The organism is Streptomyces aurantiacus JA 4570 (genome assembly GCF_000414115.1).
GTDB classification, from domain to species: domain Bacteria; phylum Actinomycetota; class Actinomycetes; order Streptomycetales; family Streptomycetaceae; genus Streptomyces; species Streptomyces aurantiacus_A.
This window is the reverse complement of the sequence record NZ_AOPZ01000120.1, coordinates 1-22,984: the sequence shown is the minus strand read 5'-3', so window position 1 is coordinate 22,984 and position 22,984 is coordinate 1. Positions and strand designations below refer to the sequence as shown.

The 22,984-nt window shown below is 72.2% G+C and carries 19 protein-coding genes and 1 pseudogene; 10 read left to right on the top strand and 10 right to left on the bottom strand.

The features are described from left to right. The first annotated feature begins 184 nt into the window (after positions 1 to 184). Positions 185 to 1,705: a CehA/McbA family metallohydrolase gene (locus tag STRAU_RS14315; protein WP_037659370.1), complete on the top strand. Its 1,521-nt coding sequence runs from the start codon at positions 185 to 187 to the stop codon at positions 1,703 to 1,705. Here the strand turns inward: STRAU_RS14315 and STRAU_RS14310 are convergent. Then, positions 1,677 to 3,140, bottom strand: coding sequence for an MFS transporter (locus STRAU_RS14310; RefSeq protein WP_052029083.1), 1,464 nt, complete (start codon positions 3,138 to 3,140; stop codon positions 1,677 to 1,679). The genes STRAU_RS14315 and STRAU_RS14310 overlap by 29 nt on opposite strands. A gap of 148 nt (positions 3,141 to 3,288) precedes the next feature. Between STRAU_RS14310 and STRAU_RS14305 the strand changes: the two genes are divergently transcribed. Then, positions 3,289 to 3,663, top strand: coding sequence for an ArsR/SmtB family transcription factor (locus STRAU_RS14305; protein WP_016641035.1), 375 nt, complete (start codon positions 3,289 to 3,291; stop codon positions 3,661 to 3,663). A gap of 35 nt (positions 3,664 to 3,698) precedes the next feature. On the opposite strand, the gene STRAU_RS14300 is transcribed toward STRAU_RS14305, so the two are convergent. The 7 genes and pseudogenes from STRAU_RS14300 to STRAU_RS14270 all read right to left on the bottom strand — a co-directional run bounded on the left by STRAU_RS14300 (position 3,699) and on the right by STRAU_RS14270 (position 12,016). Continuing rightward, positions 3,699 to 4,385 (bottom strand): NADPH-dependent F420 reductase, encoded by a 687-nt coding sequence (locus STRAU_RS14300; protein WP_158692072.1) that lies wholly within the window; start codon positions 4,383 to 4,385, stop codon positions 3,699 to 3,701. Positions 4,386 to 4,457: 72 nt separating this feature from the next. Then, a pseudogene (locus STRAU_RS14295) lies at positions 4,458 to 5,979 on the bottom strand (aldehyde dehydrogenase family protein). Beyond that, on the bottom strand, positions 5,976 to 7,709 hold the full coding sequence (locus STRAU_RS14290) for an N-acyl-D-amino-acid deacylase family protein (RefSeq protein WP_016641031.1): 1,734 nt from the start codon (positions 7,707 to 7,709) through the stop codon (positions 5,976 to 5,978). The pseudogene STRAU_RS14295 and the gene STRAU_RS14290 overlap by 4 nt, the downstream one beginning before the upstream one ends. 30 nt (positions 7,710 to 7,739) lie before the next feature. Then, positions 7,740 to 8,864, bottom strand: a complete 1,125-nt coding sequence (locus STRAU_RS14285) for an LLM class flavin-dependent oxidoreductase (protein WP_037659365.1) — start codon at positions 8,862 to 8,864, stop codon at positions 7,740 to 7,742. Between the two features lie 96 nt (positions 8,865 to 8,960). Further along, the gene (locus STRAU_RS14280) at positions 8,961 to 9,749 is read right to left on the bottom strand and encodes an SDR family NAD(P)-dependent oxidoreductase (RefSeq protein ID WP_016641029.1); all 789 of its coding nucleotides are present in this window, start codon (positions 9,747 to 9,749) and stop codon (positions 8,961 to 8,963) included. Between the two features lie 36 nt (positions 9,750 to 9,785). Continuing rightward, a complete protein-coding gene (locus STRAU_RS14275; RefSeq protein ID WP_016641028.1) occupies positions 9,786 to 10,730 on the bottom strand; it encodes an LLM class F420-dependent oxidoreductase in 945 nt (314 codons plus the stop codon). A gap of 14 nt (positions 10,731 to 10,744) precedes the next feature. Further along, positions 10,745 to 12,016, bottom strand: coding sequence for an amidohydrolase family protein (locus STRAU_RS14270; RefSeq protein ID WP_016641027.1), 1,272 nt, complete (start codon positions 12,014 to 12,016; stop codon positions 10,745 to 10,747). A gap of 247 nt (positions 12,017 to 12,263) precedes the next feature. Here STRAU_RS14270 and afsR point away from each other — a divergent pair, with 247 nt between their 5' ends. From afsR to STRAU_RS14245, 5 genes are all read left to right on the top strand, one after another. Next, entirely contained in the window at positions 12,264 to 15,326 is a 3,063-nt protein-coding gene (gene afsR / locus STRAU_RS14265; RefSeq protein WP_158692071.1) for an SARP-family global regulator AfsR, read from the top strand. 204 nt (positions 15,327 to 15,530) lie between these two features. Further along, positions 15,531 to 15,716 carry a hypothetical protein gene (locus STRAU_RS14260; RefSeq protein WP_016641024.1) on the top strand — a complete coding sequence of 62 codons (186 nt, stop codon included), beginning with the start codon at positions 15,531 to 15,533 and terminating at the stop codon, positions 15,714 to 15,716. Between the two features lie 212 nt (positions 15,717 to 15,928). Continuing rightward, on the top strand, positions 15,929 to 16,126 hold the full coding sequence (locus STRAU_RS41485; protein ID WP_016641023.1) for a hypothetical protein: 198 nt from the start codon (positions 15,929 to 15,931) through the stop codon (positions 16,124 to 16,126). Positions 16,127 to 16,213: 87 nt separating this feature from the next. Continuing rightward, positions 16,214 to 16,813, top strand: a complete 600-nt coding sequence (locus STRAU_RS14250; protein ID WP_016641021.1) for a hypothetical protein — start codon at positions 16,214 to 16,216, stop codon at positions 16,811 to 16,813. A gap of 80 nt (positions 16,814 to 16,893) precedes the next feature. Further along, positions 16,894 to 17,280, top strand: coding sequence for a VOC family protein (locus tag STRAU_RS14245; protein ID WP_037659362.1), 387 nt, complete (start codon positions 16,894 to 16,896; stop codon positions 17,278 to 17,280). A gap of 46 nt (positions 17,281 to 17,326) precedes the next feature. On the opposite strand, the gene STRAU_RS14240 is transcribed toward STRAU_RS14245, so the two are convergent. Beyond that, positions 17,327 to 18,949 carry a FadD3 family acyl-CoA ligase gene (locus STRAU_RS14240; RefSeq protein WP_016641020.1) on the bottom strand — a complete coding sequence of 541 codons (1,623 nt, stop codon included), beginning with the start codon at positions 18,947 to 18,949 and terminating at the stop codon, positions 17,327 to 17,329. Positions 18,950 to 19,057: 108 nt separating this feature from the next. Here STRAU_RS14240 and STRAU_RS14235 point away from each other — a divergent pair, with 108 nt between their 5' ends. The 3 genes from STRAU_RS14235 to STRAU_RS14225 all read left to right on the top strand — a co-directional run bounded on the left by STRAU_RS14235 (position 19,058) and on the right by STRAU_RS14225 (position 21,543). Further along, positions 19,058 to 20,209: a lipid-transfer protein gene (locus STRAU_RS14235; RefSeq protein WP_016641019.1), complete on the top strand. Its 1,152-nt coding sequence runs from the start codon at positions 19,058 to 19,060 to the stop codon at positions 20,207 to 20,209. Positions 20,210 to 20,293: 84 nt separating this feature from the next. Further along, positions 20,294 to 20,749: a Zn-ribbon domain-containing OB-fold protein gene (locus STRAU_RS14230; protein ID WP_037659360.1), complete on the top strand. Its 456-nt coding sequence runs from the start codon at positions 20,294 to 20,296 to the stop codon at positions 20,747 to 20,749. A gap of 17 nt (positions 20,750 to 20,766) precedes the next feature. Beyond that, positions 20,767 to 21,543, top strand: a complete 777-nt coding sequence (locus tag STRAU_RS14225; protein WP_203227404.1) for an enoyl-CoA hydratase/isomerase family protein — start codon at positions 20,767 to 20,769, stop codon at positions 21,541 to 21,543. A gap of 130 nt (positions 21,544 to 21,673) precedes the next feature. Here STRAU_RS14225 and STRAU_RS14220 read toward each other — a convergent pair. Continuing rightward, on the bottom strand, positions 21,674 to 22,984 hold a 1,311-nt coding region (locus tag STRAU_RS14220; RefSeq protein ID WP_037659356.1), incomplete at its 5' end, for an outer membrane protein assembly factor BamB family protein.

Below are 22,984 nucleotides of genomic sequence, written 5' to 3'. Positions count from 1 at the left end.
TTCCCCGCCGCTTCGGGCCGCCGTGCGCCCACCCGCGCCCCACCGAACCGGACGACTGCGCGAAACCCGCCGACCCCCTTCCCTTACAAGGGAGTTCACGGCTCAATACCAAAGTCGCAGTGAGCACCGGCGTCACGCTGTCACCGTCGGGCACCATCGCCCACGACCTCTGGGGAGCCGCAGCATGTGCGAGGACGAAAGCCACCTGAACAGACGCGCGCTGCTCGTGACGGGGGCGGCGACCGCCCTTACGTTGGGCAGTGTGAGCTTCGCGAGCAGCGCCGGCGCCGCCGAGGGGCGGCGCGAGGGGAAAGAGACGAAGACGGTGCGGGGCACGCTGCCCACCGGTTCGCCGGACTTCGTGTATCTGCCGGTCGAGATCCCGCGCGGGGTCAAGGAGATCCACGTCTCGTACGCGTACGAGAAGCCGGCGGTGCCGCCCGGCACCGTGGGCAACGCGCTCGACATCGGGATCTTCGACGAGCGCGGCACGGCGCTCGGCGGGAGGGGGTTCCGGGGGTGGTCGGGCGGCGCCCGCACGGAGTTCTTCGTCCGGGCCGACGACGCGACGCCCGGGTACATCCCGGGGCCGGTGCGCGCCGGGACGTGGAACATCGCGCTCGGCCCCTACACCGTGGCCCCGCAGGGACTGCCGTACGAGGTGACGATCACCCTCACCTACGGCGCGCCCGGCACGGCGCCGAAGCCGAAATACCCGCCGGAGCGGGCCAAGGGTCGGGGCCGGGCCTGGTACCGCGGCGACTGCCACCTGCACACCTGGTACTCCGACGGCCGCCGCACCCCCGCCGAGATCGGCGCCCTCGCCCGCGCCGCGGGACTCGACTTCATCAACACCTCCGAGCACAACACCCAGTCCGCGCACGCCCACTGGTCCGAGGTGGCGGGCGACGACCTGCTCGTGCTGCTCGGTGAGGAGGTCACGACCCGCAACGGCCACGTCCTCGCGATCGGCACCGAGCCCGAGACCTTCGTCGACTGGCGCTACCGCGCCCGCGACAACCGCTTCGGCCACTACGCCCGCGCCATCCGCCGCGCGGGCGGCCTCGTCGTGCCCGCGCACCCGCACGCCACCTGCGTCGGCTGCAACTGGAAGTTCGGCTTCGGCGAGGCGGACGCGGTCGAGGTGTGGAACGGCGCGTACTCCCCGGAGGACGAGGTGGCCATCGCCGAGTGGGACAACGCGCTCGTCGCCGCCGCGCGCGGCGGCCGCCGCTGGACCCCGGCGATGGGCAACAGCGACGCCCACCGCGACCCCGACCCCGTCGGCCGCCCGCAGACCGTCGTCCTCGCCGACGACCTGACCCGCGAGGCCATCCAGGAGGGCATCCGCGCGGGCCGCTCCTACCTCGCCGAGTCCAAGGGCATCGAGCTGTCCTTCTCCGCGTCCGGCGGCAAGGGCCGGCAGGCGGGCATCGGCGAGCGCCTGCGCGTCGACTCCGACGACCCGGTGACGGTCCGCCTCGACGTCAAGGGCGTCCCCGGCTGCACGATCCGCTTCGTGACCGACCAGGGCGTGCTGTTCACCAGCCCGGTGATTCCGGAGTCGGGGACGGGGTCCGCCCAGTGGCGTACGACGGCTTCGTACGCGGCGTACGTACGGGCGGAAGTGCGCAAGCCGCAGGTGGCGCCGCCGCTGCCCGGCCCCATGGCGGCCCTCACGAACCCGATTTTCCTGGGGCGTTGACGAGGTCGGCGGCGTCCTGGCCGGTGCCTGACGCAAGTACCGTACGGGCGGCGCCCGACCGGGGCAGGGCGAACGTGACGAGCAGGCCCGCCGCCATGCCCGCCGCTGTCAGGAGCACCACGAGGGACCCGCCGTCGGCGGTCGCCGTGCGCAGCGCGGCGCCCGCCTTCCCGGCGGTGCCGATGTCGGCGATCACCGTGAACACGGCGAGGCCGATGGCGTTGCCGATGTTCAGGGCCGTGGACGCGATGCCGTTGGCGACGCCCTGCTCGTGGGCGGGCGTGCCGGTGGCGGCGGCGATCCACATGGCCGTCCACACGACGCCCTGCCCGAGGCCGGACACCACGAGCCCGGGCACGAGCAGGCCGTAGCCCGCGCCGTCGTCGAAGCCGACGGCGAGCACGGCCGTGCCGACGACGCCGACGGCGAAGCCCGCCAGGAGCGTGGCGCGGGTGCCCGCACGCGTGGTCATGCGCTCGCCGAGCTGGGTGCCTGCGGCGATGGCGAGGGACGGCACGAGGAAGGCGAGCCCGGTCCCGAGGGCGCTGTAGCCGTGCACGCTCTGCATCAGCACCGTCAGGAAGTACGGCAGCACACCGAACGTCGCCATGTAGACGAACGTGACCGTCATGCCGACGGTGAGGCTGCGGTTGCGGAAGAGGCGGAACGGCATCAGCGGGTCGGCGCTGCGGGCCTCGATCGCCGCGAAGGCGACGAGGAAGACGGCGGCGACGGCGAAGGCGGCCACGACCAGCGGGTCGCCCCAGCCCAGTTCGGGCCCCTCGACGAGGCCGAAGACCAGCAGCGTCGAGCCCGCCGTGACACTCAGCGCCCCCGGCAGGTCGAAGCGGCGGCGCTCGCCGCGCGCCGGGTCGCGCGGGATGACGTACAGCGCGGCGAGGGCGATGAGTCCGGCGAGCGGCACGTTCACGTAGAACACCGCGGGCCAGCCGAAGCGTTCGGTGAGCACGCCGCCGAGGAGCGCGCCGAGGGTGAGGCCGCTGGCTCCGGCGCCGCCCCACACGGCGAGCGCGCGATTGCGCCGGGGGCCCTCCTCGAAGAGGTTGTTGATGAGGGAGAGGGTGGCCGGGAGCAGCAGGGCACCGCCGATCCCCTGCACGGCGCGGGCCGTGACGATGACGCCCGCGCTGTTCGCGAGGCCGCCCGCGAGGGACGAGACGGCGTACAGGGTCAGGGCGAGGACGAACATCCGCCGCCGCCCGAGGAGGTCGGCCGCGCGCCCGCCGAGCAGCAGGAACCCGCCCGCGAGGACGACGTACGCACTGACCACCAACTGCTGGGTCTGGCCCGGGAATCCGAGGTCGGAGCCGATCTCCGGGAGCGCGACGAAGACGATGTTGAGGTCCAGCGAGTAGACCGTCTGCGCGAGGGCGAGCAGCACGAGGCTCCAGCCCAGGCGGTGCTTGTCAGACACGGAAGTGCCCCTTCATGGCAACGGTACGACTGTACGCGGGAATACGTACGATTGACTGTACGCATCCTTACGTACGATCGCGCCGGGCAGCAAGGGGCGACGGGAAGAGACCGTCCGTATGTCTACGTACGGAGGTACCGTGGGGGCCATGAGCTACCGCCACCCCGAGCGCGACCAGATCCGCGTCGACGGCGTCCTGACCGCCCTCGGCAATCCGCTGCGGCTCTCCGTGATCCGGCTCCTGGACGCGGGCGGCGACCACAACTGCACGAGCGTCCTCAACACCCTCGGCGTACCGGCGAAGTCGACCATGACGCACCACTGGCGCGTGCTGCGCGAGAGCGGCGTGATCCGGCAGCGCCCCTCCGGCCGCGAGAACCTGCTCACGCTGCGGCGGGAGGATCTGGACGCGCGCTATCCGGGGCTGCTCGACGCGATCCTCGCGGGGGCGCGGGCGGACGAGGCGGCCTCCCCGGCTCCCGAGGCCGCGGAGCCCTCCCCGTCCTCCCCCGCGAACGGCTAGCCGGCCTTCACAACGGGGCCGACCGGGGCGGCCGCTCAGTTCCCGCGGTGCGGCACCACCTGGATGCCGAAGTCGTAGGAGCCGAGTGCTCCCGCGATGCCCATGAACAGCAGGGCGAAGTGTTCCTGGCCGCGGGCGGTTTCGATGGGGCCGAGGTCCAGCTGGGCGGACTCGGGCCAGCCGAGGTCGGTGAGGAGGGCGGCAGTCGTCTTCTTGGCCTCGGCGTCGTTGCCGGAGAGGAAGACGGTGGACGGGCCGGTGAGGTCGGCGGGGCCCGTCATCACGATGGCGTCCACCGTGGACAGGGTCTTGACCACCCGGGTGTCGGGGAGCGCCTCCTGGATCTCCTCGCCGAGGGAGACGGTCGGGTGCGAGAGGGCCACGCCGTGGGGCTCCTCGGTGAAGCCGACGGCTATGTCGAGCAGTACCTTTCCCCGAAGCTCGGCGCTCACCGTGCGCAGGAGCGCCACGGACTCGGTGCCGGGCGTGACGTTCACGATCACATCCGCCTGCGCGGCGGCGTCGGCGACCGTCACCACCGGCGCGCCCAGTTCGCTCGCCAGGACCGCCTTCGCGGCGGGGTCCCGCGAGCCGAGGACCACCTCGTGGCCCGCCGCCGCCCAGCCCTTGGCCAGTGCCCGGCCGACATTTCCTGTTCCGATCAGTGCAAGTCTCATGCGGAGGACGCTAGTTCGGGGGGTCCGGGAGCCGTATCCGGCCATGGGCGGATACGGGGACCAGCCCGGCCCTAGGCCCAGCGGCCCGGGCCGGGTACTACCGACCCGGGCCGGGGACTACCCCGCCCACACCACCGCCTGCGTCTCGCTGTACGCGTGCAGCGCGTACGACCCGCAGTCCCGCCCCACCCCGCTCTGCTTGAAGCCGCCGAACGGTGCCTCCATGTTGCGGCCGATGGTGTTCACGCCGACCCCGCCCGCCCGCAGCCGCCGGGCCACCCGGAAGGCGCGCGCCACGTCGGCCGACCAGACGTAGTCGAGCAGGCCGTAGTCGCTGTCGTTGGCCAGCGTCACCGCCGTGTCCTCGGCGGCCTCGCCCTCGCCGTCGAAGGGGACGACGACCACGACGGGGCCGAAGATCTCCTCCCGGACCACCCGCATCCCAGGCGTGCAGTCCGCCAGGAGGGTGGGCGTGACGTAGAAGCCCCGCGACGGGCGGGAGGACGGGGGTTCGCCACCCGCCACAAGCCGCGCGCCCTCCTTGCGGCCCAACTCCACGTAGGACTCGACGCGTTCGCGGTGCGCCGCGGAGATCAGCGGGCCCACCACCGTGTCACGGTCCCTCGGGTCCCCGACCTTCAGGTGGGCGGCGTAGCGCGCCAGCTTCTCCAGCAACGGCTCGTACACCCGCCGCTGGACGCTCGTACCCCCGCCGCTGGACGAGCACCCGCGTCGGCGCCGTGCAGATCTGACCGCTGTAGAAGGAGAACGTCGTGCCGATCCCGGCCACCGCCGCGTCCAGGTCCGCGTCCTCGAAGACGACCGCCGCGCCCTTCCCGCCCAACTCCATGAGCTGGCGTTTCATGCCGCGGCCGCAGACCTCCCCGATGCGCTGTCCGACCGCCGTCGAGCCGGTGAAGCTCACCATGTCGACATCGGGCGAGTCGACGGCCGCCTCGCCGACCTCGGGGGCCGCGCCGGAGACGACGTTCACCACGCCCGGGGGCGCCCCGGCCTCCGCCAGCGCCGCCGCCATCCGGTAGACGGAGAGCGGGTCCTGCGGTGCCGGTTTCACCACGACCGTGTTGCCCATCGCCAGGGCGGGGGCGATCTTTCCGGCCGGGTTCGCCCAGGGGTTGTTGTACGACGTGACGCAGGTGACGACGCCTACGGGCTGCCGGACGGCGACGGCCCCGATGACCCCCGCCCGCCCCATCGGGCCCGCCTCGTTGACCTGCGGCGGCAGCCCCGTCTCCACCGGCTCCAGCGCGCCCCGCGCGTACCGCCGGAAGCGCGCCGCCGCCACCGCGACCTGCATCCCGCGGGCCGTCGCGGTGGTCGCGCCGGTCTCGGCCCGCGCGAGGCCGACGTGCGCGGCGAGGTCACGCTGGATCACGTCGGCCGCCCGGTCCAGGACGGCCGCCCGCTCCTGCGGCGAGGTGCGCGACCACGTCCCGAAAGCCGCCCGCGCCGCCGATGCCGCCTGCCACACCTGCGCCCGGCTCGCCTCGGGGGCCAGGCCCACCACCTTCTCGGTGGCCGGGTCGATCACCTCGTAGCGGCCGCCGTCGGGTTCCACCCAGGCCCCGTCGACGAACAGCCGCTGCGGGCCGCCCGGTTCGCTCGCCCCGGGATTCACCGCGTACTCACCGTCCTGGTGTCGCGCCCCGACCGCAGCACCGTCCCGGGCACCGCCCCGGTCACCACGTCGCCGCGGATCACCTCGACGCCGTTGACCCAGACGGCGTTCACGCCGATCGCCTTGGAGTCCAGGCGCGGGCTGTCGCCGGGCAGGTCGTGCACGAGGGTGGCCTTGCCCGCGTCGATCCGTTCGGGGTCGAAGAGGACCAGGTCCGCGTGGAAGCCCTCGGCGATCCGGCCCCGCTCCCGCAGGCCGAAGAGGCGCGCCGGGTCGTCGGTGAGCATCTTCACCGCCTGCTCCAGACCCATCAGCCTCCGGCCCCGCAGACAGTCCCCGAGGAAGCGCGTCGTGTACGGGGCGCCGCACATGCGGTCCAGGTGCGCGCCCGCGTCGGAGCCGCCGAGCATGACGTCCTCGTGGCTCCAGGTCTCGGCGCGCAGCGCCCACGAATCCGGGTCGTTGTCGGTCGGCATGGGCCAAAGCACCGTACGCATCCGGTCGTTGGCGCAGATCTCGACGATGCACTCGAAGGGCTCCTGGCCGCGCTCGGCGGCGATGTCCCTGACGACGCGGCCGGTAAGACCCTCGTTCTCCGGGGAGTACGTGTCGCCGATGACATACCGGCCGAAGTTGGTGAGGCGGCGGAAGACCCCTGCCTCCTTGCTGCCCGCGCGCCGCAGCATCTCCCCCCGAACGTCCGGGTCGCGGAGCTTCGCGATGCGTTCGGGGATGGGCAGCCCGAGGATCTCGCCCCACCCAGGAATCAGGTTCAGGGCACAGAACGTGCCGAGCGACATGTTCATCGGCGTCAGGATCGGCATCGTCAGGGCCACGACGCGGCCGCCCGCCTTGCGGGCCCGTTCACTGGCGACCAGCTGGCGCGGCACCCGCTCCGGCACGGCGGCGTCGATCGTCAGGACGTTCCAGTTCAGCGGGCGGCCCGCGGCCGCGCTCATGTCCACGAACAGGTCGATCTCGGCATCGCTGAACTGATCGAGACACCCGGCGACGATCGCCTCCAGCTGTGTGCCCTCGTGCTCGGCGACCGCCCGCGACAGCGCGAGCAGCTCGGCGGGGCCCGCGTGCCGGGACGCCACCGGCTTGCCGTCGCCGTCGGAGTGCGTGGAGGACTGCGTGGTGGAAAGACCCCACGCGCCCGCGTCCATCGCCTCGTGGAACAGGGCGAGCATGCGCTCCATCTGCGCGGCCGACGGCTGCCCGCCCACCGCGTCCGCCCCCATCACGTACCGCCGCAGCGCGCAATGCCCCACCATGAACCCGGCGTTGACCGCGATGCGCCCCTCCAGCGCGTCCAGATACTCCCCGAAGGAGTGCCACGACCAGGGCGCGCCCTCCTCGAGGGCCACCAGGGACATGCCCTCGACCTTGGACATCATCCGGCGCGTGTAGTCGGCGTCCTCGGGCCGCTCCGGGTTCAGCGGGGCCAGCGTGAACCCGCAGTTCCCGCCCGCGACGGTGGTCACGCCGTGGTTCAGGGACGGCGTGGCGTACGGGTCCCAGAACAGCTGCGCGTCGTAGTGCGTGTGCGGATCGACGAACCCGGGCGCGAGGACCAGGCCGTGGGCCTCTTCACGGGTACGGGCCGCTTCCGTGACGCCGGGCGCGACGACGGCGACGCGCCCGTCCCGGATCCCCACGTCGGCGACGCGGGCGGCAGCCCCCGTCCCGTCGACGACGGTCGCACCCTGGATGAGGTGGTCAAGCATGTCGGGACATCCTCCAGTTCAGCGCGTGATTCACCCGGTGGCGGCTTGCCTCATTCGCGTGGTGCGATGCACCGGATCGGTGTCGATCTTCGGGATGACGTGCTCACCGATGAGCCGAATCGTGGTCAACGTGTCCTCGGGCGAGATGCCGATAGGCAGCCCGAACGACAACTGATCCGCCCCGGCCTGCTCCCACCGCTTGCACTGCCGCGTCACCTCGTCCGGATCACCGCAGATCATCAGCTCCTCGGCGATGAGGAGCTCGATGATCTCCTCGGTGTAGTCGGGGAGCACCTCGGGCCACTCGGGGATGCCTTCGGGCCGCGGGAAAGTGTCGTGGTAGCGGAAGACCAGCGACTGGAGGTAGTTGAGCCCGCCGTTCACGGCGATCTCCACCGCCTTCTCGTGCGTCTCGGCGCAGATCGCCGTGGACGTCACCATGACGTTGTCGTTGACGAAGTCGCCGATGGGCTCGGCGTCGCGGATCGCGGTCTTGTACTGCTCGAGGACCCACTCCATGTCGGAGACCTTCTGCACGCTGAAGCCGAGGACCCCGAGCCCCTTCTTCGCGGCCATGGCGTACGAGGGCGGGGACCCGGCCGCGTACCACATGGCCGGATGGGACTTCCCGTACGGCTTCGGGAAGACCTTGCGCGGCGGCAGTTGCCAGTGCTTGCCCCGGAACCCCTCGTACTCCTCCTGGAGCCACATCTTGGGGAACTCGGCGATGGTCTCTTCCCAGATCTCCTTGGTGTGGTTCATGTCGGTGATGCCCGGCAGGAACCCGAGGATCTCGTGCGACCCGGCCCCGCGCCCGCTGCCGAACTCGAACCGGCCCTCCGAGAGGTGGTCGAGCATGGCCACCTTCTCGGCGACCTTCACCGGGTGGTTGACCTGGGCCAGTGGATTGAAGATCCCCGAGCCCAGGTGGATCCGCTCCGTGGCGTGGGCGAGATAGCCGAGGAAGACGTCGTTGGCGGAGAGGTGCGAGTACTCCTCCAGGAAGTGGTGCTCGGACGCCCAGGCGTACTTGAAGCCCGACTTGTCCGCCTGGATGACGTACTCGGTCTCCTCCATCAGCGCCTTGTGCTCGGCTAGCGGGTCGGTCTCGGCCCGCTTGCCCACGTATCCCTGTACAAAGAGCCCGAATTCCAAGGAGGTTCACCGTCCTCGTCAGTTTCTGACGTACCGTCAGATCTATGCGGCCGACTGTTCCACCGGGCGCCGGGACCGTCAATAGCTGACGCCTTGTCAGATGACGCTCACGCCCGCCAGCCAGCCGCCGTCGATCACGAACGGCTGCCCGGTGATGTACGCCGAGTCCTCCTCGGCGGTGAGGAACAGCGCGAGCCGCGCCACCTCCTCGGCCCGGCCCACCCGGCCGAGCGGCACGAGCTTGCGGTACAGCGCGTCCAGACCCCGGGACGCCTTCTCCACGTCCGCCTCGGGGTCGAGCATCGCGGGGTTGCTCATGGCGGTGTCGATGGCGCCGGGGCAGATGGCGTTGACGCGGATGTGCCGCTTGGCCAGCTCCAGGGCGGCGACCCGGGTGAGGCCGATGATGGCGTGCTTGGTCGCGCTGTACGCCCCGACATACGCCATGCCCGTCATCCCCGCGTACGAGGCGGTGTTCACGATGGAGCCACCGCCCGCCGCCGCGATCTCGGGCGCGGTCGCCTTGATCCCGAGGAACACACCGACCTGGTTGACCTGCACGATCTGCTGGAACTCGGCCAGCGGCGTGTTCACCAGCTCGTTGAAGCGCAGGATGCCCGCGTTGTTGACCAGGCCGTCCACCGTGCCGAAGGCGTCCTTGGTCGCGGCGACGGCGGCCGCCCAGTCCGCCTCCTGGCTCACGTCGAGGTGGACGTAGCGCGCGCTGTCCTGCCCCAGCTCCTTCGCCAGCGCCTCTCCTTGTTCGTCGAGTACGTCGCCGACGACGACCCGCGCGCCCTCCTCGACGAAGAGGCGCACCTCCTGCTCGCCCTGCCCGCGCGCGCCACCGGTGACGATGACGACGCGCCCGTCCAGCTTGCCCATGCCGGCCTCCTGGTTCGGTTCAGTAAAACGAGCGCTCTATTTAATGTGCGGCGCCACATCCGCGCCGAACGCCGCCATCTGGTCGATGAGTTCACCGCGGCTGCGGCTTCGGAAGCGCACCTGGATCTGGTGTACGCCCATCGCCGCGTACACGCGCAGCGATTCCGCGAGGGCGGCGGGTTTCCCGCTGAGGGTCCGCCGCCCGACCGGCCAGGTGGGCTCGCCCACGTACAGCGGCTCGGTGATGGCGCCGACGACGATCGGCGCCTCGACACCGGCGTCCGCGCGCAGCCGCTTCAGCTTGGCGATCTGCTCGGGGAGCCGGTCGCGCGGGTCGCCCTGGGGCAGCCAGCCGTCGCCGCGCACGGCGGCCCGGCGCACGGCGGCGGGCGAGGAGCCGCCGACCCAGATCGGCACCCGCCGCTGCGCGGGGCGCGGCCGCTGCCCGAGCCCCTCGAAGGCGAAGAGCTCCCCCCGGTGCTCGGGGAACTCCTCGGGCCCGAGCGCGGCCCGCAGCGCGTCCACGGTCTCGTCGAGCACGGGGCCCCGGCGCGCGAAGTCGGCGCCGAGGGCCTCGAACTCCTCCGCCACGTGCCCGGCGCCGACGCCGAGGATGAGACGGCCGCCGCTGAGGTGGTCCAGCGTCGCGTACTGCTTGGCGCTCAGCAGGGGGTGGCGCAGGCCGACGATCGCGACGTGGCTCATGAGGCGCACGCGCTCGGTGACGCCGGCGAGGTAGGAGAGGGTGGCGACCGGGTCGTACCAGGTGGTGCCCATCGCGTCCGCGAGCCGCCGCGGGATCGCCACGTGGTCACAGCTCGCGAGGTACGCGAAGCCCGCGCGGTCGGCCGTGCGCGCGATCTCGGCCAGGTCCGCGGGGCCGGCCCCGGCCTCCCAGGGCTCGGCGAAGAGGGCGCTCTGCGACTGCACCGGAAGCTGCATCCCGTACGCGAGCCGCCCGGGCGCGAAAACGTCCGCCATGGCTTGTTCACCCCTCACGACGCGCTGACGGCGCCGGGCCACAGGCCGTCCTCGGTGAGCCCCAGGAGCTCGATCGCGTTGCCGCGCACGATCCGCTCCACCACGTCCGGCGCCAGGTGCCCCATCTGCTCCTCGCCGACCTGGCGGGACTTCGGCCAGGTGGAGTCGGAGTGCGGGTAGTCGGTCTCGTACAGGACGTTGCCGACGCCGATCGCGTCCAGGTTGCGCAGGCCGAAGGCGTCGTCGAAGAAGCAGCCGAAGACATGGCCGGCGAAGAGCTCGGACGGCGGCCGGTGCACCTTGTCGGCGACGCCGCCCCAGCCGCGGTTCTCCTCCCACACGACGTCCGCGCGCTCCAGGATGTAGGGGATCCAGCCGATCTGCCCCTCGGCGTACATGACCTTGAGGTTCGGGAAACGCTCGAACTTGCCGCTCATCAGCCAGTCGACCATGGAGAAGCAGCAGTTGGCGAAGGTCACGGTGGAGCCGACGGCGGGCGGCGCGTCGGCGGAGGTGGACGGCATCCTGCTGGAGGAGCCGATGTGCATGGCCACGACCGTGCCGGTCTCGTCGCAGGCCGCGAGGAAGGGGTCCCAGTCGTCCGAGTGGATGGAGGGGAGTCCGAGATAGGGGGGTATTTCCGAGAAGGCCACCGCCCGGACGCCGCGCGCCGCGTTGCGCCGGACCTCCGCGGCGGCCAGAACCGGGTCCCAGAGGGGAATGAGAGGAAGCGGTATCAGCCGACCTTGCGCGTCGGGGCCGCACCACTCGTCCACCATCCAGTCGTTGTACGCCCGTACGCAGAGAAGACCCAGGTCGCGGTCCGGCGCCTCGGTGAAGGTCTGGCCGCAGAAGCGCGGGAAGGTGGGGAAGCACAGGGCGGACTGGACATGGTTCACGTCCATGTCGGCGAGCCGGTCCGGGACGCTGAACGAGCCGCGGCGCATCTGCTCGTACGTGATCACTTCGAGCTTGATCTCGTCACGGTCGTAGCCGACGGCGGTGTCGAGGCGGGTCAGCGGGCGGTGCAGATCCTCGTACACCCACCAGTCCCCTATGGGCCCTTCATCCCCTTTCTCCCCCATGACCGGGGCGAACTTCCCGCCTAAAAAGGTCATTTCCTTGAGCGGCGCGCGGACGATGCGCGGCCCCCGGTCGCGGTACTTCGCGGGGAGGCGGTCCTGCCAGACGTCCGGGGGCTCCACCGTGTGGTCGTCCACCGAGATGATCCTCGGGAACGGCGGCGCGTCGGGGGCGGCGTCCTGAGTGCTCTCCATGGTCTCCATACGGCTCACGGTAGCGCCTATCTGACGATCCGTCAGTTGTCCGGATCCGGTCACTGGTGCGGGAACCCTGTGAGAGCCGTCTCCCACGGCTGACGCATCCGCTCCGGACAAGGCAAACTGTGCACCGCAGCAAGTCTCTCGGGCAGGGCAGGCCCGATGACGGGCACAAACCAGGCACAGCCGGGCACAGTTGGGCGTATTTGAACAGACTTCAGCGACTGCGTGCGGCAGGGCAGCAGGGGGAGCGATGGACGGACTACCGCGAGTGCCGGACCAGCGGCGTTCGACGGCGGAAAGCGACCCTGAGACAGCGGTGCGGCGCGGCGATCCCGCGGCCGCCGCGCGGAAGGACAAGCCTTCGGGGTCGAAGGGCCCTTCGGGGTCGGACAGCCCCGCGGGGCCGGACGGGCACGACGCGGCGGGGCCTGCCCGCTTCAGCGTGCTCGGCCCCGTACGCGCCTGGCTCGGCACGGAACAACTGCCCACCGGTTCCCCGCAGCAGCGCGCCCTGCTCGCCGCCCTCCTGCTGCGCGACGGCCGCACCGCCACCGCCTCCGAGCTGATCGACGCCATCTGGGGCGAGGAGTCGCCGTCGCAGGCCCTTGCCGCGATCCGTACGTACGCGTCCCGGCTGCGCAAGGTGCTCCCGCCCGGCGCCCTGGTGAGCGAGTCCGGCGGCTATGCCGTGCGGGCCGCCGAGGGCGCGCTCGACCTGACCGAGGCGGAGACGCTGTGGTCGGCGGCCGAGCGGGCGCGCGGGCTCGGCGACCTGTGCCAGGCGCGTTCCCTGGTCAGCAAGGCGCTGTCGCTCTGGGACGGCGAGCCCCTGGCCAACGTCCCCGGGCCGTACGCGGACGCGCAGCGCACCCGTCTCGAGGAGTGGCGGCTCCAGCTCCTGGAGGCCCGCCTCGACATGGACCTGGAACAGGGCTGCCACGCGGAGTCCGTCTCCGAGCTGACGGCCCTCACGGCCGCGCACCCCCTGCGGGAGCGCCTGCGTGAACTCCTGATGCTCGCCCTCTACCGCTCCGGCCGGCAGGCCGAGGCCCTCGCCGTGTACGCCGACACGCGCCGGCTGCTGGCCGACGAGCTGGGCGTCGACCCGCGCCCGGGCCTCCAGGAGCTCCAGCAGCGCATCCTCCAGGCCGACCCGGCCCTCGCCGAGCCCTCGGCGCCCGCGGCCGAGCCGTCCGCCGGTGTGGTGCGCCCCGCGCAACTTCCGGCCACCGTGCAGGACTTCACCGGCCGCGTCTCCTTCGTCAAGGAACTCAGCGACATCCTCTCCACGGCCGAGGGCCGCGTCATGGCGGTCTCCGCGCTCGCGGGCATCGGCGGCGTGGGCAAGACGACGCTCGCGGTGCATGTCGCGCACGCGGCGCGCACGCACTTCCCGGACGGGCAGCTGTACGTCGACCTGCAAGGGGCTGGGCCGCGGGCGGCGGAGCCGGAAGCCGTCCTCGGCGCCTTCCTGCGCGCCCTCGGAACGGCCGACTCCGCGATCCCCGACTCCCTGGAGGAGCGGGCGGCCCTCTACCGCTCCGTCCTCGACGGCCGCCGCGTCCTCGTCCTGCTCGACAACGCCCGCGACGCCGCGCAGGTGCGGCCGCTGCTGCCCGGCATGGAAGGCTGCGCCGCGCTGGTCACCAGCCGGATGCGGATGGTGGACCTCGCGGGGGCGCACCTCGTCGACCTGGACGTGATGTCCCCCGACGAGGCGTTGCAGCTCTTCACGAAGATCGTGGGCGAGGAGCGGGTGGCGTCCGAGCGGGAGGCGGCGCTCGACGTCGTCGCGGCCTGCGGGTTCCTTCCCCTCGCGATCCGCATCGCGGCGTCGCGGCTCGCCGCCCGCCGCACCTGGACCGTCTCCACCCTCGCCGCCAAGCTCGCGGACGAGCGGCGCCGCCTCGACGAGCTCCAGGCGGGCGACCTCGCGGTCGAGGCCACCTTCGAACTCGGCTACGGCCAGCTGGAGCCGGTCCAGGCCCGCGCCTTCCGCCTCCTCGGCCTGGCGGACGGCCCCGACATCTCCCTCGCGGCGGCCGCCGCGGTCCTCGACCTGCCCCTGGAGGACACCGAGGACCTCCTGGAGTCCCTGGTCGACACGTCCCTCCTGGAGTCCGCGGCCCCCGGCCGCTACCGCTACCACGATCTCGTGCGCCTCTACGCGCGTGCGTGCGCGGAACGGGACGAGCTGCCGCCGAGCGAGCGGGAGGCGGCGCTCTCGCGATTGCTGGACTTCTATCTGGCGTCCGCGGCGCGGGTGTACGCGATCGAGCGTCCTGGGGACAGGACGGTGGACCACCTTGAGGCCACGGAGCAGGCGGGGCTGGACTTCCAGGACGACGCGTCCGCGCTGGACTGGCTGCACGCGGAGGCCGCGTGCATTCTGGCGTGCGTGCAGCAGTCGCTGGGGGCGGACACACTGCGACGTGCGGTGGATCTGCTCCTGGCCGCCACGGATCTGGCCGAGTCGGGCGCCAGCTCCCTCCGGTTCGAGTTGGCGACCCGGGCCGCGAGTGATGCCGCCGGGGCCCTCGGAGACCTGCACGCCGAGGGGCGTGCGCGGACCAGCCTGGGCCAAGTCCTCATCAAGCTGGGCCACTTCGGCCAGGCAGCGGCCGAACTCGAAGGGGCCATCGAGCTGGCGTCCCAGTCGGGCGACCCGTGGACCGAGGGAAACGCCCTGAACGAGCGCGGCATCTCCGCCTACTGCGTGAACGACTACGAGGTGAGCCGGGTACATCTGCGCAAGGCCGCGGACGCCTTCCGGCATGACGGCAACCGCGCCGGAGAGGCGAGCGCCCTGTGCAACCTCTCCCGCGTGCTCGTCACCATGGGGCATACGGTGAAGGCCATCGACCTGGCACACCACGGCATGGAGATCTACGCGGACCTGGGTCTCACCTTCCGCCTGGCCAACGCGAAGTACGCGCTGGGCATCGGTCTGAGCCACGCGGGGCGCCACACCGAGGCCCTCGAGCAGCTCACCGACGCGCTGCGGGTGTTCGGGGAGAACCGGCAGCGTCTGTGGGAGGGCTCGGCCCACTACCGGATCGCGGAGGTCTACTTCTCGGCCCACCGCATGCCTCAGGCGGCGCAACACGCGGAGCAGGCACTCGCCACCGGGTGCATCGGCGGCGACTGGATGCGCGCCAACGCTCTGACCCTCCTGGGCAGGTCTCTCGACCGGCTGGGACAGCTGGACCGCGCCCAGGCGTGCTGGCGTGAGGCCGTCTCCCTGCACGACAGGGCCGGGGCGACGGAGGCCGATGAAGTGCGGGCCCTTCTCCGTCCCGTAGCGGCGGCGTGACACCGCTGTCGAGCGCGTTCATCGAACGTTTATGACTGGCTGCCACTCTCTACTTATCGATCCGTCGCGTCGGGGGGCAGACGGGTCGCGTGGGCCCCACTAGCTATCGTGAGCGGCCCGATCGCCCGTTCAGCGACCCTCGGGGGAGTTGCTGAGCGGGCGATCCAGTCCCGGAGCCCCGCAGATGCACAGGAGTTGCCAATCATGAGCGAAGCAAAGAAGAAGAAGCAGAAGATCACCACCCAGGGGGACGGTCACATCCCCGCCCCGCCGGAGGACGGCCCCATCGCGTCTCCGCAGGGCGACGGCCACATCCCTGCCCCGCCGAAGGACGGCTTCACCACCAAGGGCGACGGTCACATTCCCGCCCCGCCGACCAACGGCGCCTGACACTTTCTTCCCGACGGGGATCGGCCGCGGCGGCGCGGAGGGGGAGCCGCCGCGGCCGAAGTGCGTTCAGGGGGGTTCAGGCAGGTTCAGCGGGTTCAGGCGGCTTGATGGGCACGCCAACTAAGCAAGTTTTAGCGTGAATTGTTCGAACATGAGTCGTTATGTGCGACTAGAGTCACTTGTTGAAAGTCTGCCCCCTCCAAGGAGTTGCGATGACTCGAACCAGGAAGCTCTTCGTCACCGTGGCCGTCATGGCCGCGGCGAGTGCCGGCGCCGCGGCCCCGGCCATGGCCGCCGACCACGCCCCGGCCCCGGCCGGAGACGGCCGGATGTCGGCCGGTCCGCTGGGTGACGGCCACCTGCCGGCCCCGCCCAGCGACGGCCACCTGCCCGGCTCGCCGGCCGCCTGACCGCACCGCAGCGCACTGATGCCCCGGGGCCGAGCCGCCGCTCGGCCCCGGTTCACTGGTTTCCGGGGCCTGTGGAAGAGTCGCCCCATGCCCAGAACCGCGCACCGGCAGCCCCGGATCCCGTACGTCATAGCCGTCACCGCCGCCCTCGTGGGCGCCGTCCTGCTGACCGGCTGTGGTGCGGAGCGGCGGGACATCACGGCGCCGCCCCGGGACGGCAAGGCGGCGGCAACCACACCCACGCCCACGCCGTCGGCCGCCGGGCCCTCCCCCTACGTGGAACCCGGCGCGGGCGACGGCGCCCCGCACTACCGCGAGAACAACGCCCACCGCCTCCCCGGCGAGATGTCCGCCGCGAGCGAGAGGGCCGCCGAGGCGCAGGCCAAGCGCGTGGAGCGCGTGCTCAAGCGGCTGTGGGCGAAGCGGACTTGGGACCCGGACTCCGTACGGGCCGCGTTGCGCGCGGACTTGGGGACGGACACCGCCACGAAGCTCACGGTGCAGAGCATGTACGCGCGGTGGGACAGCGACAAGAACAAGAACGTCACCCCAGAAGGCGCGATGATCGGGCTGCGGGTGCGGGACGACGCCTGCGTCACCGCCTTCATCCAGAAGTCCAACTACGAGGCGAAGACGAACGGGCCGTTCATGGAGACGGGATGCATGGAGCCGCCCGTCGGCCACTGAGCCCCGCGGGGGAGCTCGCGGAGGCAGCGCGGCGCGAAATGCGGTGGACCCGGCCCGCGGGACTGACCGATAGTGCGGCCATGACGACTCTCGTGCGCCACGTGACCTTCGACTGTTCCGACGCCTACGCGCTCGCGACCTTCTGGGCAGGTGTCCTGGAGGGCCGGGTCTCCGAGGAGGACTTCCCGGGCGACCCGGAGGCCCTCGTGACCACGCCCGAGGGCCCCACGCTGCTCTTCGTGACCGTGCCGGAGAAGAAGGGCGTGAAGAACCGCGTGCACTTCGACCTGCAGCCGCAGGACCGCTCGCGCGACGAGGAGGTCGAGCGGGTCGTCGCGCTCGGCGCGACCCTCGTGGGCGACCACCGCCTGCCCGACGGCCGCGGCTGGGTGACACTCGCCGACCCCGAGGGCAACGAGTTCTGCGTGGAGCGCAGTTCGGGCGAGCGGGCAGCAGCGACGAGCTGACCCGTCCCGCTCACCCAGGCGGCAGCGGCAACGTCCCGCGGCTGTCTCAGCGGCGGCAGCCGGCCGCGTCCCGGTGCCGCAGCTCCCCCTTCACCACCTTCCCGGCGGCGTTGCGCGGCAGTGCCGGCACGAACTCCACCTCGCGCGGCACCTTGTAGTTGGCCATCTCCCGTCGGGCCCACGCGATGAGGTCGTCCGCGGTGAGAGCGGAGGACGAGGAGCGGCGTACGACGTACGCCTTGCCGACCTCGCCGAGGCGGGCGTCGGGGACGCCGATGACGGCGACGTCGGCGACCTCGGGGTGGAGCCCTAGGAGCTGCTCTATCTCCGCGGGGTACGCGTTGAAGCCGCCGACGATGAACATGTCCTTGATCCGGTCGGTGATGCGCAGGTTGCCCGCCGCGTCCAGGACGCCGACGTCGCCGGTGTGCAGCCAGCCGTCGGGGGTGAGGACCTTCGCGGTCTCGTCGGGGTCCTCGAAGTAGCCGCTCATGGTGTGGTGGCCGCGGACGAGGACCTCGCCGGGGCTGCCCGGCGGCAGCGGCTCACCGGCGGCCGACACCACGCGGACCTCCGTGTCCGGGATCGCGCGCCCGGACGTGGCCGCGATGACCTCGGCCGGGTCGCCCCTGCGGCACATCGTGACGATGCCGCTGGCCTCCGAGAGGCCGTACGCGGTCAGGACGGTGGCGATGCGCAGCTCGGTGCGGAGGCGTTCGACCAGGCGCAGCGGCACCACGGCCGCGCCGGTCACCACGAGCCGCAGCGCCGACAGGTCGTGGCTGTCGCGGGCCGGGTGGTCGAGCAGGGACTGGTGCAGGGTGGGCGGCCCCGGCAGGACGGAGACGCGCTCCGCCGCGATGTTGGCGAGGACCGTGTCCACGTTGAACACCGGCTGCGGAATCATCGTGGCGCCGCGCATGAGGCAGGCGACGATGCCGGCCTTGTAGCCGAAGGTGTGGAAGAACGGGTTCACGATCAGATAGCGGTCGCCCTCGCGCAGCCCGGCGAGGTCGCTCCAGACCGCGTAGCAGCGCAGGGTCTGGGCGTGCGTGATGACGGCGCCCTTGGGGCGTCCCGTGGTGCCGGACGTGAAGACGATGTCGGAGGGCCGGTCCGGGCGGGCGGCCGCCGCCCGCGTCCGGACGGCCTCGGCCGTGACGGGGTCGCCGCTCGCCAGGAAGTCCTTCCAGGTGCGGAAGGACTCGGGGGCGTCGTCGGCGAGGACGACGACGCCCTCCAGGTGTGGAAGTCCGGGCAGGGGTCCGGCGCCAGGCCCTTCGGCCGCGGCCCGCCGCAGCGACGCCACGTACGAAGTCCCCAGGAACGTACCGGTGATGAACAGCAGCTTCGCGCGCGAACGCGCCAGGACGTACGCCGCCTCGGCGCCCTTGAAGCGGGTGTTGAGCGGGACGAGGACCGCGCCCGCGCCGACCGCGCCGAGGGCGGAGACGATCCAGTCGAGGGTGTTGGGCGCCCAGACGGCGACGCGGTCGCCGGGTTCGACGCCGCTCGCCATGCAGGCGGCGGTGGCCCGCTCGATCCGGTCGCCGAGTTCGCGGTACGTCACCCGGGTGCGGCCCTCGACGACCGCCTCCCGGTCCGCGTACCGCTCGGCCGCATCCCGGACCAGGCCCGGCACGCTGCCCCACTCCAGATCGCCGCGCATCGCTGCTCCCCCTCCCGCCCCAGGTAGCTGACTGCCCGTCAGATTAGCGGTAGCCTGACGCGCTGTCAGCAGCGAGGGCACGCCACGACGCGACGCGGAGGTGCACGCATGGCTTCATCGCTCAAGGACGCCACAGCGATAGCGGGTATCGGACAGACCTCCTTCGCCAGACAACTGCCCGAGAGCGAAAAGACGTTGGCATGCCGGGCGATCGTCGCGGCGCTCGACGACGCGGGCATCGCGGCGTCCGAGGTGGACGCGTTCGCTTCGTACACGATGGAGGAGACCGACGAGGTCGAGGTGGCCAAGGCGATCGGCGCCGGGGACGTCACGTTCTTCAGCAAGGTCGGCTACGGGGGCGGCGGTTCCTGCGCGACGCTCGCGCACCTGTCCGCCGCGATCACCACCGGGCAGGCGAGCGTGGGCGTGGCCTGGCGCTCGCGCAAGCGCGGCAGCGGGCCGCGCCCCTGGCGGAACACCACCGCCCAACTCCCCACCCCCGCCCAGTGGACGCGCCCCTTCGGCCTGCTCCGCCCGGCCGACGAGATCGCGATGCTGACGCGCCGCTACATGCACGAGTACGGCGCGACCCGCGACCACCTCTTCAACGTGGCCCTCGCCTGCCGCAACCGCGCCAACCAGAATCCCGCCGCGATGATGTACGAACGCCCGCTGACCCGGGACATGTATATGACCTCGCGCTGGATCAGCGAGCCGCTCTGCCTCTTCGACAACTGCCTGGAGACGGACGGCGCGCTGGCCTGCGTCCTGGTCTCCGCCGAGCGGGCACGCGACTGCCGCCGGCGGCCGGTCTACGTCCACTCCGTCGCCCAGGGCCTGCCCGCGCAGCACCACGGCATGGTCAACTACTGGAACGACGACCCGCTGTCGGGCCCCGCGTGGACGGCCGCCCGCCAGCTCTGGAAACAGGCGGACTTCGGCCCGCAGGACGTGGACGTGGCCCAGATCTACGACGCGTTCACCTCGCTGATCCCCCTCTCCCTGGAGGGCTACGGCTTCTGCGGCCGCGGCGAGGGCGGCGCGTTCACGGAGGGCGGCGCGCTGGAGACGGGCGGCCGCCTCCCCCTGAACACATCGGGCGGCGGCCTCAGCGAGGCATACGTCCACGGCTTCAACCTCATCACCGAGGCCGTCAAACAACTAAGGGGCACAAGCACGGCCCAGGTCCCGAACGCGACCACCTGCCTGGTAACGGCAGGCGAGGGCGTCCCCACGTCAGCGGTCCTACTGAGGACTTGATGTTCCGGAGGACCGTCCCACCCAGGGGCGCGGGGAACTGCGCGACCAGCCACATCGGACCCGCACGAAAGAGGAACGAGCAACATGGCAGACGCTAAAACGGAGCCCCTACTGACCCCGGTCGTCGACGACGACGGCGCCCCGTTCTGGGAGTACGCCGCCCGAGGCGAACTCCGCATACAGGCGTGCGCAAAAGACGCCTGCGGCGAGCTCCGCTGGCCGCCCAGGCCATGCTGCCCGCACTGCCAGTCCTTCGACACGGAGTGGCGCAGGATGACAGGCAAGGCCCGCATCTGGTCGTACGCAGTACCGCACCCCCCACTCCTCCCGGCCTACGCCGCCCTCGCCCCGTACAACACCGCCCTCGTGGAACTCACCGACGCACCCCGGATCCGCCTGGCCGGAAACGTCGTAGCGAAGGCGGGCGCACCGCCGAACTCCGTGCCACCGGACCGACTCCGGATCGGAGCACGGGTCCAAGTGGTGTTCGCAGACCAGGCCGGGTTCGTGGTGCCGCAGTGGGTACTGGAGCGGCCATGACGGCGCCCCCGGCGGGAGTGGGACTCCGCGTGGACCGGAACGCGAAGTCCGGCGTGGCCGTCGTGACCCTGGACCGCCCCGAGCGGCACAACGCGGTAACCCTGCCCATGGCGGCCGAACTGGCAGCGAAGTGGCGGGAGTTCCGCTACGACGACGAGGTGCGGGCAGCCGTCATCACCGGCGCGGGCGAGCGCGCGTTCTGCACGGGCATCGACCGCGACGCACAGGTGCCGCAGCCATCCTCCCCGTACACGATCGACGACCCGCTCCTCACCCTCGGGCCGAAGGCCAACGACCTGTGGAAGCCGGTGATCGCCGCCGTCAACGGCATGGCGTGCGGCGGAGCGTTCTACCTCATCGGTGAGGCGGAGTTCGTGATCGCGGCGGAGCACGCGACGTTCTTCGACCCGCATACGACGTACGGGATGGTCAGCGCGTACGAGGCCATCTCGATGGCGCAGCGGATGCCGTTCGGGGAGGTGGCGCGGATGTCCCTGATGGGGACGGCCGAACGGGTCTCCGCGCGGCGGGCGTACGAGATCGGGCTCGTGTCGGAGCTGGTGCCGGGCCACGACGTGCTGTCCGCCGCGCTCCGGGCCGCCGAGACCATCGCCTCCTTCCCCACCGAGGCCGTGCAGGGCACGGTGCGGGCCGTGTGGTCGGCCAAGGAGGCCGCCAGGGCGCAGGCGATGGCCCACGCGCCGCACCTCATCGCCCTGGGCAACGCGGACCCGTCCCACCAGGCGGAACTGTTCGCCGCGCGCGGGCGGGGCGGGGAGTTCCGCACCCGGTAGGCCGGGAGTGCCGGTGGGCGCCGCCCTCACCTGGCGGCCGTCACGCGTCCGGCGTAGCGTCAGGACCGGCGGCCGCCGTACTGAGCCCCTTCCGTGCCCGGCACGACGGCCGTCACGGACACGACGGCCGTCACGGACGCGCCGTGGCCGTCCCCCGCTCCGCGTCCAGCGCGTACACGCACCGGTCCTTGCTGCAGGCGTAGACGATGCCGTCGCGGACGACGGGGGCGCCGGTGATCTCGCCGCCGGTGGCGAGCTTCCAGCGGAGGCGGCCGTCGTCGGCCTTGAGGGTGTAGAGCAGGTGGTCGGTGGCCCCGAAGTGGATGCGGCGGTCGGCCACGACGGGTGAGCCGACGACTTCGCCGCCGGCCTGGAAGCGCCACTTCGGGGTGCCGGTGACGGCGTCGAGGGTGTAGAGCCCCTTGCCGCTGCCCACGTGGACGTGGCCGTCGGCGACGAGGACGGGGTCGACGGAGGACCGCGCCTCGGTGGCGATGCGCCAGCGGTCGCGGCCGTCGGTGGCGTCGAGGGCGTACACGGTGCCGAGGTAGTCGGCGAGGTAGACCCCGCCCCCGGTCACCGCGGGGCCCGGGGCGAAGGTGGGCGGGGAGAGGAACACGGCGGGCGCCTCGAAGTGCCAGCGGACGTGCCCGGCGGCCACGTCGACGGCGAGGACGCGGGTACCGGCGGCGATGTACACGTATCCGTCGGCGGCCTGCGTGACGCGGACGGGCACGCCGCCGCAGGACGCGGCGTCGCCGACGGGGTACGACCACCGCTCGATGCCGGTGCGCGCCTCGACGGCGCGCAGCCGCGCGTCCTTCCAGACGTACACGGTGCCGTCGACGATGACGGGCGCGGCCTCGGGCGTCTCGAACTCGGTCTGGGCGTTCGTGATCTCCCAGAGCTTCTCGCCGTTGGCCGCCTCCCAGCCCTGGACGCCGCCGCCGCGCGTGGCGGTGACGACGGTGCCCCGGTCGGCCTGGAGGGCGTACACCCAGGCGTCGGTCTGGATGCGCCAGAGGTCGGAGCCGTCGGCGCCGTCGAGGGCGTAGAGCGTGGGCCCGTCGGAGGCGTGGACGCGGCCGTCGGCGACCGCCATGGACCAGGCGACGTCGCGGGTCTTGAAGCTGCGCCGGCCGGTGCCGACGTCGAGGGCGTGCACCTCGAAGGACGTGACGTAGACGAGGTTCCCGGCGACGGCGGGGGTGCCCCACACGTCGTTGGACATCCGGAACCGCCAGGGCCGCCAGGACCCGGGCGCCCCGGACCCGCCGGCACCCGCGCCCGCCCCGGCGCCGCCCGTCACCCCCGGTTCGACCCCGTTGGCCCCGCCCCCGTGCCGTCCCCCGACGGGCGCGGGCACCGGCGCGGGCGCGGACCGCGACCACGATCCGGCGAGCCCGGAGTCCACCGGCGGGGCGGCGGCCCGCGCCTCGGC